This is a genomic window from Methanobrevibacter sp. TMH8 (assembly GCF_020148105.1).
Taxonomy (GTDB): domain Archaea; phylum Methanobacteriota; class Methanobacteria; order Methanobacteriales; family Methanobacteriaceae; genus Methanobinarius.
Genome location: NZ_JAHLZE010000021.1, coordinates 1 through 15306 on the forward strand (window position 1 = coordinate 1; position 15306 = coordinate 15306).

10 protein-coding genes are annotated in these 15306 nt (G+C 24.4%); 4 read left to right on the plus strand and 6 right to left on the minus strand.

Features of this window, described 5'->3' with window-relative positions:
• Nucleotides 1-877 precede the first annotated feature (877 nt).
• Both KQY27_RS04090 and KQY27_RS04095 read right to left on the minus strand, forming a co-directional pair.
• Nucleotides 878-1147: a hypothetical protein gene (locus tag KQY27_RS04090; RefSeq protein WP_224425309.1), complete on the minus strand. Its 270-nt coding sequence runs from the start codon at nt 1145-1147 to the stop codon at nt 878-880.
• A 99-nt stretch (nt 1148-1246) separates the two neighbouring features.
• Nucleotides 1247-3706, minus strand: a complete 2460-nt coding sequence (locus KQY27_RS04095; RefSeq protein ID WP_224425310.1) for a carboxypeptidase-like regulatory domain-containing protein — start codon at nt 3704-3706, stop codon at nt 1247-1249.
• A 1154-nt stretch (nt 3707-4860) separates the two neighbouring features.
• Between KQY27_RS04095 and KQY27_RS04100 the strand changes: the two genes are divergently transcribed.
• Together KQY27_RS04100 and KQY27_RS04105 are read left to right on the plus strand one after the other, a co-directional pair.
• Entirely contained in the window at nt 4861-5106 is a 246-nt protein-coding gene (locus tag KQY27_RS04100; protein ID WP_224425311.1) for a helix-turn-helix transcriptional regulator, read from the plus strand.
• Nucleotides 5107-5127: 21 nt separating this feature from the next.
• Nucleotides 5128-5886, plus strand: coding sequence for a DUF4013 domain-containing protein (locus KQY27_RS04105; RefSeq protein WP_224425312.1), 759 nt, complete (start codon nt 5128-5130; stop codon nt 5884-5886).
• A 165-nt stretch (nt 5887-6051) separates the two neighbouring features.
• Here KQY27_RS04105 and KQY27_RS04110 read toward each other — a convergent pair whose 3' ends face one another.
• The 3 genes from KQY27_RS04110 to KQY27_RS04120 form a co-directional block, all read right to left on the minus strand.
• Nucleotides 6052-7263 (minus strand): hypothetical protein, encoded by a 1212-nt coding sequence (locus KQY27_RS04110; protein ID WP_224425313.1) that lies wholly within the window; start codon nt 7261-7263, stop codon nt 6052-6054.
• Nucleotides 7264-7298: 35 nt separating this feature from the next.
• Complete coding sequence (locus KQY27_RS04115) at nt 7299-10580, minus strand: Mur ligase family protein (protein WP_224425314.1); 3282 nt, start codon at nt 10578-10580, stop codon at nt 7299-7301.
• Nucleotides 10581-11504: 924 nt separating this feature from the next.
• A complete protein-coding gene (locus tag KQY27_RS04120; RefSeq protein ID WP_224425315.1) occupies nt 11505-12926 on the minus strand; it encodes a Mur ligase family protein in 1422 nt (473 codons plus the stop codon).
• Between the two features lie 601 nt (nt 12927-13527).
• On the opposite strand from KQY27_RS04120, the gene KQY27_RS04125 reads away from it, so the two are divergent.
• Entirely contained in the window at nt 13528-13944 is a 417-nt protein-coding gene (locus KQY27_RS04125; RefSeq protein WP_224425316.1) for a nuclease, read from the plus strand.
• Between the two features lie 11 nt (nt 13945-13955).
• Here KQY27_RS04125 and KQY27_RS04130 read toward each other — a convergent pair whose 3' ends face one another.
• Nucleotides 13956-14369 carry a DUF371 domain-containing protein gene (locus tag KQY27_RS04130; protein WP_224425317.1) on the minus strand — a complete coding sequence of 138 codons (414 nt, stop codon included), beginning with the start codon at nt 14367-14369 and terminating at the stop codon, nt 13956-13958.
• 347 nt (nt 14370-14716) lie between these two features.
• Here KQY27_RS04130 and KQY27_RS04135 point away from each other — a divergent pair, with 347 nt between their 5' ends.
• Entirely contained in the window at nt 14717-15163 is a 447-nt protein-coding gene (locus KQY27_RS04135) for a GIY-YIG nuclease family protein (RefSeq protein ID WP_224425318.1), read from the plus strand.
• Nucleotides 15164-15306 lie beyond the last annotated feature (143 nt).

Below are 15306 nucleotides of genomic sequence, written 5' to 3' on the forward strand. Positions count from 1 at the left end.
AACTAATTTTATAAATAAATTATAATTTTTTATTATAAATATATGATTAAACACACATTCACCCCAAATAATTATTTAAATCCGTATTTAATATTTTTCTAGCATAATACATATCACAATTAATTCTATTTATTATATTATTTATTATTATGGCTTTTTGTAATTATAAATTTACAAAAAAATTATATAATATAAAAACATATGATTAAATGTCATAATATGGCGACATATGTTAATATTCCATGACATCATATATAAATGTTTGGTAAAATTTGTAAAAAAATGAATCTTAAAAAATATAATAATTATGTTGAGGAAATAGTATCGGTGATGGTGACTGAAAGTTTAAATTCTAATGGCACTATTATTATTCAAAAAAATTACCTATTTCATGTTAAAACAATATTAGAAGATTTTAATGATAAAAATTATATAAATATGTGATTATACATATCAAATAGGGAAACCTTATATTGAAAAAGTTTTTACAATTACAGGTAATTGAAAATGTATTTCAAAAAAATTATTAATTTAACAAGAAATTTATCAAATAAAACAGAAAATAAAAAGAAATTTTTGAATATTCAAGTTTTAATAAGCTTTTAATTGATTTCATTTAGGTTTAAAATTTTAAAATTAAAAATGGAGTTCATCTCATAATTAATTTTCGTGAAAAAATACTAAATTGTTCAATATGATAATAATTTTTTTAAAATTTTTCCATAACAATTTAATTTTTCTGAATAATTTTTTATTATGAGACAGACTTATAAGAAATATTTTTATTTATTGATGTGCATATTTTTGATTCTTTGTGGAAGTACCCAATTAGTTATAGATTTTTTCTTGATGGGATCTACTGTTAACATTTTTATAGTTATTCATGACCATTAGGGTTATTATGGCTGTTATAGTTATTATGGTTTGATCCTTTGTTATTATTATTTACTGTGCTGTTTTTTGTTGTGTTATATTTGTGTTGGTATATGCAATTATTATTAGTACAATTTCCATCATTTACACAATATGTATCATTGTGATTAGTCTTTTGGTCATGTTTTACGAAGTCGGATCCATAAATAATTGATGTTGCAACAATAACAATGAAAACACCTAATAAAGCGAAAATAATTTTTTTATTTATCATTTTTATAATCCTCCTTTTGATTATTATATTTTATTATTTAAAAAAAGAAAATTAGGATAAATAAAGCAATTTATCCTTGAAAGTAATTTGTTTAAATTTTTATTGCTTTTTACGGACATTTAATCCAATAATACTTATTAATAATATTAATAAAGCTATTATTGGCATTCCAGTTTTTTTCATAAGAGCTGCATTGGCTGTTGGATTAATGGTTGTCTTATTAGTCCCATTGATTGTTTTATTATCTTTTACATTCAATGTGGTTGCGTTTTCAGAAGTTAAGTAGATGTTGTTGCCTTCGTAATTTACTGAAACTTTTATTTTTCCTGTTTTAGTTGTTTTATAAGGTAAAGTCCATTGTCCATTTTTATCAGTAGTTAAAGTGTATTTTTCACCATTGATAAAAACAATAATCATAGCATTAGCTATTGATTTATTATATTCATCAATTAAAACACCATGAATATTGATTGTTTTATCAACCGTACTATTTGGTGCAATTACACTAATAAAAGTAGGTATTTTATTAACATTGAAAGATGTAATGTTAGTAAAAGCAATATGTGTAGAATTGCCAGCCCAAGATACATTCACTTTGAAATTACTGGAAAAATTTGGAGTGAAAATAAGTTTCCATTCACCATAACTATTAGTAATGACATTATATGTTTTACCATTTATAACATTAATTTGAGTATTAGCGATTAAATTTCCATCTTCATCAGTAGCAACACCAGAAATAATTATAGGGATTCCTACCTTACCATCATGAGTAGTAATAGTAGAATTAGTAGGTATTTTATTAACATTAAAGGATGTGTTGTTAGTAAAACCAACATGTGTGAAATTACCTATCCATGAAACAGTAACCAAAAAATTTCCATCAGTACTTGGTGTGATATTAATTGTCCATTCACCATCCAAACCAGTAGTAACATTATAACTTTTACTATCAATTGTAATAGTAATTTTAGTATTAGCTATTGATTCACCATTTTCATCCGTCGCAATACCTGTGATAGTTAAAGGATTTCCTACTTTACCATCTGGTGCAATTATAGTGGAATTTGTAAAAAGTTGTATTCTTAGCTCCCCATTTCTAATAATAATTGGATAGCCCATATTTCCAGAATAAGTTCCATTTAGAGTTAAAATATCTCCAAGGACCCCATTTACTAAATAAGTAATATTAGCATAACCTTCTGTAGAGGTTAAACTTCCAATCCATACACCATTTATATAAAAACTTATATTCTGACCAGTTACCGTATTACCCATATCATCGGTTAAAGTAGCATACAAAAGAACATTTTGTCCTGATTTAACATATTGAGTAGAATTATTAAGATAAGTGAGATTTAAAACACCCATAAAACCACCATTATAAATCATCTGCCCTAACTCCGCAGAATTATTCATCATAAAATTGTTTAAAATAGACATATTACGATTTAAATTATTATAAATAGCACCACCAGTTCTTGCTTTATTATTAATGAAATTAGAACCTATTAAAGTGAGATTACCATTATTATTAATAGCACCACCATATCTTTCAGCTGTATTGTTTGTGAAATTACTATTTGTTATTGTAGAATTATTACCAAGATTGTAGATGGCACCTCCCCATTGAGCAGTATTATTAATGAAATTACTGTCCATTATTGTGAAATTATAAGAACCATTACCATTGGAGGTTCCATTATGATTATATATAGCACCACCACTAGCATATGCTGTGTTGTTTGTGAAATTACTATTTTTTAGTGTGAAATTACCTCCATGATTAATTATAGCACCACCATAACCTGAAGCAGCAACATTGTTATTGAAAGTACTGTTTATTATAAAATAATTATCACCTTCATTATATATAGCGCCCCCACTACCCCCAATACTTGCTATATTGTCTGTAAAAGTACTATTTATTATTTTAACTCCATTTCTAAGCCAACTGAAGATAGCGCCTCCCCATTTAGCAGTATTATTATTGAAATTACTATCTATTACAGTGAAATTTGAAATTCCATCATCATAGATAGCACCACCATAACCATTACTATTAGCCCTATTGTTTGTGAAATTAGTATTTATTAATGTGAAATTAGATCTTGAAGCATATATAGCACCAGCATGAGCAGCATTGTTATTTGTGAAACTGCAGTTCATAATTACCAAATTATTACCATTATTGTAAATAGCACCACCATAACTACTAGCTGTGTTATTAATGAATTTACAGTTTATAAATGATAAATTTTCATAGTTAGAATTATAGATAACACCACCACTACCACTACTATTTCCATTTATAAACGTTATATTTACAAATATTATACTATGATTCCTTATATCAAATATTCTATTTTTTCCTTGTGCATCAATAATTATTTGACCATTAGGCCCATTTCCTTGAATTGTTATGCTTTTGTTGATGTTAATGTTAGTATCTTGGTTTATTTTGTTGTAGGTTCCTGGGTTTAAAGTTAATGTTCCTCCATTTTCAGTGTCTGTTATTCCTTGTGCAATTCCACCAGTACTTGATGAGTTAATTGTCATATTAGATGCGTTTATTGTTGAAAAACTACATAAAATTAAGAAAGATACACTTATAAATATGAATAAATACTTGTATTCTATTTTATTAGTTTTTTTAATTTTTATTTTCTCACCTCCATTTTAGCGAATATTAATATTATTAATATGAAATATTATTATTTTAATAAATAAATAAATATTCTTTTTATAATCCAAAAAATATTTAATTATTTATATAATTTTACAATATAACATAAACTAAAAACCCCTATAATTCTTTTTTTCTTTAGTAATTATTCCATTTTATTAATCAGAAAAAAATTCCAAAACAAAGGTTTACATAATATATAAATTATTTATAATATTTTCTATTTCTTAATTTGATAAATCATTATATATTATGTAATAATTATAATATAGAAAATATTAGTTTAGTTTAGCCCCACAAAAAAATGATTTCATAACATCTGATATTAAACAAAAAAAATAATTTTCCAGGGGGTGAAAAAATTTTTGGGGGAATCAGATACTCAATAAAATAGATATTTTTTGGGAGCTAAACTATCTAAATAATTTTCAAGGGCAATAAACATATTATTATCAAATTATTAACCCTTGTAACGAGGAAAAAAGACTAAAAATATCTAATTTTCTTAACTAATATTATAAATAAATTATAATTTTTTTATTTATAAATATATGATTAAGTACATATTCACCCCAATAATTATTTAAATCTGTATTTAATTTTTTTAGTATACTTATATCACCATTAATTCTTTTTATTATTATACTGGATTTTTGTAATTATATAATTTACAAAAAAATTATATAATATTGAAAACATATAAGTAAATGTCGTCATATGGCGACATATGTTGATATGTCAAGACATCATATATAAATGTTTGGAAAATTTGTAAAAATTGGGGTCTTGAAAAAAATTAAAAGATATTTTGATTTTATTACTTTATTTCATATATCAAAATATTTCATTACAAAAATATTTTCACAACATTTATAAAAGACATAATAACATATTATTAAACAGAGCAAATTACTATTTTATTAATTCACCAAAATTGGACACAATTTAATAACAATAGTACTATAAAAAAACGAACATGGTAAAGAAACACTGCAACAAGACTTATTTTAAAGATGTATGGGTTAATATGAAAAATAAAATTAGGTATTACCGCCAAGAAATGAAAATTACCCAAAAAGAATTAGGAAAGATATTAGGCGTATCTAGACAAACAATCTCAGCTCTAGAAAATAATAAGTTCAACCCAACTATCCTCATGGTCCATAAACTCACAGTACTGTTTAATTGCAAAATAGATGATCTTTTTACTTTCGATGAAAAATACAAATATGACCCTGATAAAAAAACTTTAGAAGAAATCACAGAAGAATAACAAAATATTAAGGCGAAAAATATGATATTAGAAATTTTTAAAGACTCATTTTCATATACACTAAAAAATAAAAAAAACTTTTTTAAACTAAGCTTACTTGGAATTTTTTCTTTTCTACTAATTCCATTAATAGCTATCTTAGGATATTCATACAGAGTATCTTTAATAGGAATTAATGGAATGATGTCATATGGAGACGATCCATTAGCTGATTTTAAAAATATAAAAAAACTTCTAATACAAGGACTTAAAATTCTCTTGATTAATTTTGTTTATGCTTTACCAGCTATAATTATTACATTATACATGTTAATATATTGGAAAATTATTGAAATAGCATCATTTAACACATTCCCAGATTTTAGAGTTATTCTAAATCTTGGACTTGAAGAAATAGCTATTTTTACAGTTATATGGGTTTTAACATATCTATTCACATCAATAGCTATTCCAAATATGATAGCTAACAATGGAAAGATATCTGAAGCCTTCAATATAAAAAAAATACTCAAAGTTATAAAAAACGTAGGAATCACAAACTACTTAATATTTACAATATTATCAATTACTTTGATAATAGCTACCATCATAATCATTTTCCTTTTAAGTCAATTCATAAATACCATACTAGCCACTATAATTTTAAGCTTAAATGCTCCCCAATTATGGTATTTAATCAGCTATTTAAACATTTTCATGTTTCTAGGACTATTTCTAATATTCGGCATCACCTTCTTAACCATTACCAAAAGCAGAACCATAGCCTTCATGTATGGATAAAACACTTCCCCCTTTTTAAATAAACAAATCTTACTAATATAAAAAAATAACCAATTAACAAAACAGCTACTAAAATCAAAAAAAACAAAAAAGAAACTACAATAATCCAAAATAAAATAATTAATAATAGCTAATTTAATTATAATAAGCTAATTATTAAAATCATTAGCTATTTGTTGAATTGGTATCATTAACATAATCGTCTGGAATTAATTTTACCATTTTTGCATAGATAGCCATTCCCGGACCACTACCTTCAGTCCACATAACTATTTTTACAGGATAATCCAAATTATTAGATACTTTAATATCAGAACCTGGGTTTACTCCAAAGTTTACAGCATCATGTTCTCCATTCATACCTGCAGGGAGGGCGAACCCCATAGCTAAAGAAACTGACCTTAATGTTCTTGCAGGAGGACAAACTCCATGAGAAGCACCACCACCCGGAGCTTCAGGATCAGCTGACATTGCAAAATTCATAATTTCTGTTCCAGAAGATTTTGAATCAGGCGGAATAATTGTATTATTCCATGATTTTACAAATTGCCTAGCATTATAGTCACGATTTGCATCGTTATATTGAGGATATGAACCTAAATAAGTATAAGCATCTGCACCAACGACTTCCTTATAATTACTCATATAAACCATTATTGGATTGCCAGAAGGATAATTATAAGTATAATTAAAAATATCTTCTCCAAACAATGATTTAATTTCATTAGGTGAAACTGAAGATCTATTATCTGAAAAATTAGCTAATCCATAATCCAAAGTATATGAATCTCCAATTTCAGAATTATTATACCATTTAGCTATAGTATCACCAGAAACATAGCTAGTAGGAATAGTATTATTGTTAATATCATTTTTTCCAATTGTTTTAACTGTTTTATTTTCTTCAACAATATCTATTCCATCTTCGGTTCTTACAGCTTTTGTATAAGGAACTTTATATCCCCAAACAAAATTATCTGGACCTTTAACAATTAATTTATTGTTTTCTTCAGTTAGTACTCCAGGACCAGAAAATCCTTTAGCAATTCCAGCATCAGAAATTCCTCCTGCTGAAAGTTCAGAAATTGGTAAAGGAACTGCACCAGTAGTAATAGCTGTAAAAGCCCCTAAAAAATCTAGAGTCTTGAATCTATCATACAAATAATCAATATTAGTAACAATTGGATATTTATTAATTTTAGAATCATCAATAACATCTTCTCCTGCAAAAACTGTTGTTCCAAGTTCATATTTAGCTACATTATTGACATTTGATGAAACTTGATTTTGACCAATAAAAGAAAATGGTAACATCAATAATATAATAATCAACAATCCTAATACTACTTTAACAGACCATCGTGTTTTTCCTTTCAATTTATCATACGCCCTAAATAATCATCTCTTTAATCTTAAATATCACCCTTATTATCAAAATTAACCTCATTTAAAATCTTTAGGGAATATTTCAGTCCGCCTTCCCCAATAATTAGAATAACATCATTAAAACTAGCAATAGATATAGCTAATTTTAAAGCTTCTTTTACTTGTTCAAAATTTGCTCCTAAAGTTCCAACTTTAGTACCTTGTTTACTTGATTGGATATTTTTTACTTCACAATTAAGATTATTTATAAATTTAGCAGAATCATAAGCAGCATGAGAAGCTGGAATAACAATATCTGCATTAGATAGAAGTTTAGCTATTTCTAGATCACCTTCTTCACCACTTTCAGAAGATATAGTGTTTACTATTATTAATTTATCATAATAATCTTTTTTACTGTCATTACCCTCATTTTTATTTTCATTTTCATTATTAAGTTTATTATCAAGTTTGTTTTCATTTCTATTAGTAAATTCATTATCAATTTTATTATTAAATTTATTAGTCGATTTACTATTAGATTTACTATTTTTTATTAAAGTAGTAAGGGTCTGGATAATGGATTTAACTCCAGCAGGGTTATGTGCATAATCAAGAATAATCTTTGGATTTTCATTAATAATCTGCAATCTTCCATCAACACCTTTAAATGAATTAATACCTTCTATTATATATTTAAAATCAATTCCAGAAAGCCATGCTCCAGAAGCTGCAGCTAAAGAATTATAAACATTAGCTATTGACCCATTTTCTAAGGTAACTTTACCTTCATTTTCATAAATAACAAGATCATATTGAAGAGAACCATCCTGATTAAAATGTATATTTTTAGCAACAACATCTAATTCAGGATTTTTAAAATCACAATCACAATAGAATTTACCTAAATGACCTAAATAATAATTATCATAACTTAATTCTTTTCCACATTTAGGGCAAATCCTAGACTCTTTAAAATTAGAGGATAATTCATTATTTTCAAGAAATTCATCATCATCAGCTATTCCAAAGAATAATAAATCTTCATCATCTTTTAAATAACCAAAATAACTAACAATTGGATCATCACCACAAAGAATTAAATTATCCGCTACATCAACAATTTCTTTTTTACAATTTATATAATCCTCAAAACTGCCATTAGATAAATGATCTTGAGATATATTGGTAATAATTCCTGTATCTACTTCAGCATTTTTAGAAATATCTTCAATTTCTCCTTTATTACCAAATGTCCCAATCTCAATAACAGCTACATCTCCATCAAGTTTTGATTGAAGAGCTGGAATAAATTCAGTATTTCCTTGCATATCCAAATGATGCTCAGGAACTTTTAGTCCAGAAACTCTAAATATATTTTTAAGAATCTCCCTAGTTGTGGTTTTACCATTTGTACCAGTTATACCAAAGACATTTTTATTAGATTTAAAAGATCTAAAAATTTCATCAATACCTAAAATAGGCACATTAATATCTGAATTAGCTTTCTTAAGCTTATCTTTCAGTTTATCATTTTTCATTAAACTTGGAGCTAAAAAGAATGATGAAACATCATTTAAAAGTTTTTCATCATGACCTTTGCCTAAATCAAGCTTTATATCTTCATCTTTAAAAACTTTCATCAATGGAGTATCTTTAGCAGAATCAGAAATTGTTACATCAACATTATTACAAGCTAAAACTCTAGCCATTAAACTTCCAACAGTTCCACAACCACCAATAACTGCAACTTTACCAGAAATAGCTTTATAAAATTTAATAGCATCTATTATATCATTTTTAACAGAATCATATGCATTTACAACACCAGGACCTATATGAAGAATTGTATCTTCTTCATCAGCTATAGCTAAAGCATAAGAAATAGATTCATAAACAGTTTCAGTAATATAACTTTCGATTTCTCCATGAGAGCTAAATGCACCATCAACAATTTCATATGCAGCATCATAATCTATAACTTCAGTTGTTTCATTTTTTGAAGATACTATTAAAACATCTATAAACTTCCCAAGAACTTCACCAATTTTAGTTTTATCACGAGAAGTTAAAGTATCAGGATTATCTAAACTTAAAATTAATCTTCCAGAAACATCTAAACCATCAAATAGCTTTTCCATACTTTCAGGATTATGAGCAGCATCCATAAAAATATTAATATTATTAAAATTATCAATCTTTTCAAATCTTCCTTTAACACCATTAAAATTAGCCATTCTATTTATAGCATCTTCTAAATCAATGCCCATAATCAATGAGCTTAAAATTGTAGCTAGTGAATTTTCAACATTAATCATACCTGGAACTTTAATATTAACTTCTCTTTCAAATTTAGGTATTGTTTTTCTAGAATAATTCCCACAATTACAGCTAGTTTCACCACAATTACTACACACAGAAGTAGGCAGTTCATTAGATTTAATCTTATAGCTAGATCCATCTAATCCATTAAGAACAATATCATATGCAAAAATATCATAATCAACATCTTCATTATAATATTCTTTACCTTCAAAATCAATTTTATGAGGATCTTTTAGTCCATAAACAATAGAATCATGAGTAAAAGTATTTAATCTACTACTAATAATTGGATCATCACCATTTGCAAGTACTAATCCATTATCTTTTAGAAGTTTTTCAATAGCTATATTCCTCTCAATATAATCTTCATAAGTGTTAAATTCATCCATATGATCAGGAGTAAGATTTGTTATAATACATGCATCAAGTTCAAGACCTTCAGCCATACGAATAGTTCCATGTGGAAGTTCTAATACAGCTAATTCTTTATTTTTAAATTGAGAATTAACAACCATCTCAACTAGTCCTTCAATAACCAGAGAGTTTTGAAGTGAAGAGAAAATAATAGTATCAAATTTATCTTCAAGAGCATAATTAACCATATTGGTTGTAGTAGTTTTACCATCAGTCCCTGCTATTCCAATCATAGGGATAGCTATAAGAGAATTTAATATCTTTCCAACATCACTATTTTCAATTATATCAAATTTTCCATCACTAGCTAATTCATATATTTTTTTAATAAAATCAACTGTTTTAGGAATATTTGGAGAAATATAAATAGCATCAACAGAATTTAGTAAATCATAGTTATGATCTCCTAAATCAAAAGTGATTCCTTTTTCTTTAAGATTCTTTATTTTATTTTGTGTCTTTTTTGGAAGCATTTCAAAGGTATTTGAATCAGTAACTATAACATCATTTCCCAAATAATTGAAAAGATTAGCTACTGGCCTTCCTGCATTTCCTGCGCCGACAATAAGAACTTTTTTTCCAGAAATCACACTATGCTCCTATAGATTAAATAAGCTAAATATATTACAATATATTAGATATTATAAATCATTAAATAAACTTAATATATTACAATATATTAGATATTATAAATCATTAAATAAACTTAATATATTACAATATATTAGATATTATAAATCATTGAATAAACTAAATATATTAAACTATTATAAATATTATAAATCATTAAATTATAAATCATTAAATATATTAAATCAATATTATAAATATGTTGAATTGATTAAATGATTAATTAAATTAAAACAAAATTTTAAATTTTTAGATAATATTACTAATTTTTAAACATTAATAATAATTAAAATATTACCAACAATAGTATTATTAATAATAGTATATCCTTAATATAATAATTTAGATTTAATTACTTATAAATATAAGATTTTAAATAAAATAGATAATTAAATCAAAAAATCTTCTAAAAAATCCTATTAAAGATTATATTACCCCTGTATCACCCAAACTTTGTTGATTATATGTTTAATAGCTAAGAATACATTTATAGAAATTTTATTATTATTAGACTTTATAAATTAGTGAATCAAATAATTATATTTTGTTTATTATATATTTAATCAACATACTATATAATTATTACTATTGAAAGTATATAATGATAGTAATATATTAACTATTCAATAAATTTTATTGAAAATTTATTTGCTAAATTAATAATACAAGTAAATATATTTTTTATTATGAAATTGCTTTAATAATAAAATTAATAGATAAACATGATTATATAAAAGTATATAGGCTTAAAATTAGTTTTAATTAGTCAAAATCATTTATAATTATATATAATAAGTTGAAATTATTTATAATTACTTATAATTAGATATAAGTTATAATAAACTAAAACACTAAAAAAACTAAATATTTATTTTATTAAGGATTTAGCTACTACAATTATCACATAATTCACTCAATCTCTCTTGGATTTTAATAATTGTCTCTTGACCATTTCCCCCAATAAAAATAGCTTCTTCATGAGAATATTCAGCAATAAATCCAATAATCTCATCAAGATTATTGGCTACCTCAATTCTACCCTCATAACATAATGATTTTAATCTATAAATAGCATGATCAACAGTATCATCTAATCCCGGAAAAAGAACAATGACTTCTGGATTTGATTCAACTACTGCATCTAGAATATCTAAACGATGTTCTTCATTAAAACGTGGAGTACCTATAAAAATCGCATAAAAATACTGTTCATCAAGGATAGATTTAACAGCATGGGAATTATCAGTTTTTCCAATGAAAATTTTAGAATCATTTAATTTATAAACTTTTAATCGACCATCAATAGCTTCAAAATTTTCTAAAGAGTCTTGAATGATTTCATCATCAATTCCTAAATATTTAGCTATTGAATTAGCCAAACCAGCATTAAGTTTATTGAATGTTCCAAAAACTTTCAAATCATTAGGATATTCATAATACTCCAAAATTTCAATTGTATTATCAGCATCAGATAAATCAGAAATATTAGACAAATCACCAACATCATATGAATCAGGTCCAATTTGATTAACAGCATTCTGATCAACTGCATATAAATCATTATCAGATTGATTTAAAGAGAATGTTTCATTGTAATTCTTAAATTCATCAATATACGGTAAATTTTTATCTAAAAATACTGTTTTTTTTCTAGAAAATTCAATAACAGAATTTTTATAATTTTCTATAGAACCATGAACATTCATATGATCATTACCAATGTTAGTTAAACCAACAAGGTCAAAATTAAAACAATAATCACAAAAAGCTAAGGTCATATCACAGACTTCAATTAATAATATATCATATTCTTCTTTTTCAGCTTCAAGAATAATGTCACAGTATCCATTAAAGCCCCCTCCTGCATTTCCTCCAACAAGAACCTTTTTTCCAGCATTTTCAAGAATATCTTTAAGCATTGAAACTGTGGTAGTTTTTCCATTGGTTCCAGTTATTCCTATAGTGAAGATATCTTTATGTTTAGTTAAAACATCACTGATAGATTTTCCAGATTTTACAATATCCTTTGCAAGTTGGGTTTTCCATAACCCCGGACTTAATACAACAACATCAGAGCTAGCTATTGTATCTTTATCAGTGTTGCCAACTTCTACAATTAGTCGGCCTTCAGATATTGTAATTGAATCTTCATTTCTAAAAAAATTTGCCTTAGAAAATGGTATTTCAAGATCTTCCAAATCTATATTTGGATTTAAATCTGTTGCATAAACATGCCAATCATTAGCTAACAAAGATTTTGTAGCTTTTTTCCCTTCAACACCTAAACCAATAACAGCTGCTCTCATAATTCCACTAAATTTTAATAATGTTACTTTTAATCCTATTTTGAAATATTAATAACAAATATCTATAATAAATAAATATAATGAATAATCTATAAAAAAATTTATAATAAAAATTATAATAAAATTTAAAATTATATTTTATAAATATATTTTATAATAAATTTATTATAAATTTACAATTATATTTTTATAATAAATTTTTATAATAAATTTTTATAATTAAATTTACAATTATATTATAACTAAAACTTATACCTAAATTTATAACTATATTTTATGATTAAATTTATAATTAAATTTATGTTTAAATATATAATTGAATTTAAATTATATTATAATTAAATTTATAATTAAAAATATCTATATTAATATATTAAATCTTAATAGAATATTAATTTTACTATTCATAAAGATAATACCGTAATATTATCATATACTAACTAATAAAATAATAGAACAATGAGTATAAGCAATAACTATAATTAATAATAAAAATAAAAATAAAAAGTAATTATAACTAGCTAAAAATTTAAAAATAAAGAGTTCAAAATAGCTAATAAATAATAATAATATTAAATAACATAAAAAGAGATGAAATATTATGTTTGAAGAAGAAAAAGATAATAAAATATATAATCTTTTAATTAGTAATGGAAATGATCCAAACAAAGAATATCCAAAGTTTGTAGAAGCATTATACTCTAAAAATGAATTTTTATGGAAAGAATCAGCTGCTGGAAACTACGAACATATGACCGAAAACTTTTTAAAGAAATTAGATGTAGTTATAATTTTATCAGGATTATATGATAAAAATAAAAAAGATATAGATAATATTGTTAAAGCTGCACAAAAATTCAATATACCTATAATTTTAGTAAGACCACATGGACTTGAAGAAGTTCCAGAAAACTTAGAATCAGTAGCTACTGGTCTTGTAGGTTGGAATGCAAATTGTATAATTGATACAATAAAAGGAGCTTTAGAACTAGATTCTGAAGGACAATGCGAAATTTAATCAAAAAAATATTAATCAATAATTATTTCAAAATCAAGTGCTTTTCCTTCTTTCAAATCATTTATTAAATCTTTGTTTAAATCACAAGAAGCTTTATCTGATTTTATCATAAGTGTACGTGAACAAACAAAAGTACTTTTTCTACATACAATATCTGTAGGGTGATCCAAACTAAGATCTGGATGACCATATCCTACAATACAATCTTTTGAACTTTCTGTAGTAAGTTTAACAGTAATTTTAGTGTTTTCATCCATGATTTTCTCTTTAATATTAGTTGGAAAATCATTCATTGTTTTATCCATAGCTACACCAATTATACAATCACCAGATAATGAAAGTTCATTATCTTTTGTAATTTCAAAAGTAGACTTATGTTCTGAAAGAACATTTTTGTGACCTTTTGCTTGTATTTTAAACTTCATTTTATCAATTATTATTCATTTGAAAATAAATTTTTATTAATTTTTATTAGCATTACTAAGTTTTACTAGCTTTTACTAGTTTTTACTAGTTTTTACTAGTTTTTAATAGTTTTTAATAGTTTTATTAGTTTTCATTAACTTTTATTAATTATTATAAATTATTATAAATTTTTATTAATTATTATTAATTCTTATTAAGTATTATTAAGTATTATTTATTATTATTTATTTTTATTAATTTATACTAATTATTATTTGTTTTTATTATGTTATATTTATCTTATTATTTTTAATGATTATAATATATAGAATAATTTATATATTTTTCACAATACATTATAAAATATATGAAAGGAACTTATTGTTTAGTAATAAAGAATAAAAAACAATGCAAAATTAATATTGGTGCTATAGGTCCAATTAATTTTAAAGAAGGTTTTTATATTTATATTGGTTCAGCTATGAATTCATTGATTCCTAGAATAAAGAGACATTTGTCTGATAATAAAAAGATTCATTGGCATGTTGATTATCTTTTAAAAAATAAAAATACTCAAATTGAAGAAGTCATATTCAATATTGATGAGAAAAAGATAGAATGTTATTTAGCCAATTCTATCTCTAATGATATTGATGCTGAGAGTATAGCTAATTTTGGTTGTTCTGATTGTAATTGTAATTCTCATTTAATTTATTTTGAAAATAATGAAAAGTGTTTAAAATCTATAGAAAAAGCTTATAATAATCTTAATATTCAATATTATAATCTAAACTATTTTTATACATTAGAATAAATAATATAGCTATTTATTATCCATTGTTATTTTAATAATTTTATTTTTCTGTTTCTCTATATATTAAACCAATATTACGTGCTCTGAAAATTTCAATATAAGCAAGAATAACTGAAGATATAATAAACCCAATAATGCCCATA

What these genes read in the sequence shown, in the direction of transcription:
- KQY27_RS04125 (WP_224425316.1), top strand. Translation starts at nt 13,528, where the DNA reads ATGTTTGAAGAAGAAAAAGATAATAAAATATATAATCTTTTAATTAGT.
- KQY27_RS04090 (WP_224425309.1), bottom strand. Translation starts at nt 1,147, where the DNA reads ATGATAAATAAAAAAATTATTTTCGCTTTATTAGGTGTTTTCATTGTT.
- KQY27_RS04105 (WP_224425312.1), top strand. Translation starts at nt 5,128, where the DNA reads ATGATATTAGAAATTTTTAAAGACTCATTTTCATATACACTAAAAAAT.
- KQY27_RS04100 (WP_224425311.1), top strand. Translation starts at nt 4,861, where the DNA reads ATGAAAAATAAAATTAGGTATTACCGCCAAGAAATGAAAATTACCCAA.
- KQY27_RS04135 (WP_224425318.1), top strand. Translation starts at nt 14,717, where the DNA reads ATGAAAGGAACTTATTGTTTAGTAATAAAGAATAAAAAACAATGCAAA.
- KQY27_RS04120 (WP_224425315.1), bottom strand. Translation starts at nt 12,926, where the DNA reads ATGAGAGCAGCTGTTATTGGTTTAGGTGTTGAAGGGAAAAAAGCTACA.
- KQY27_RS04130 (WP_224425317.1), bottom strand. Translation starts at nt 14,369, where the DNA reads ATGAAGTTTAAAATACAAGCAAAAGGTCACAAAAATGTTCTTTCAGAA.
- KQY27_RS04095 (WP_224425310.1), bottom strand. Translation starts at nt 3,706, where the DNA reads ATGACAATTAACTCATCAAGTACTGGTGGAATTGCACAAGGAATAACA.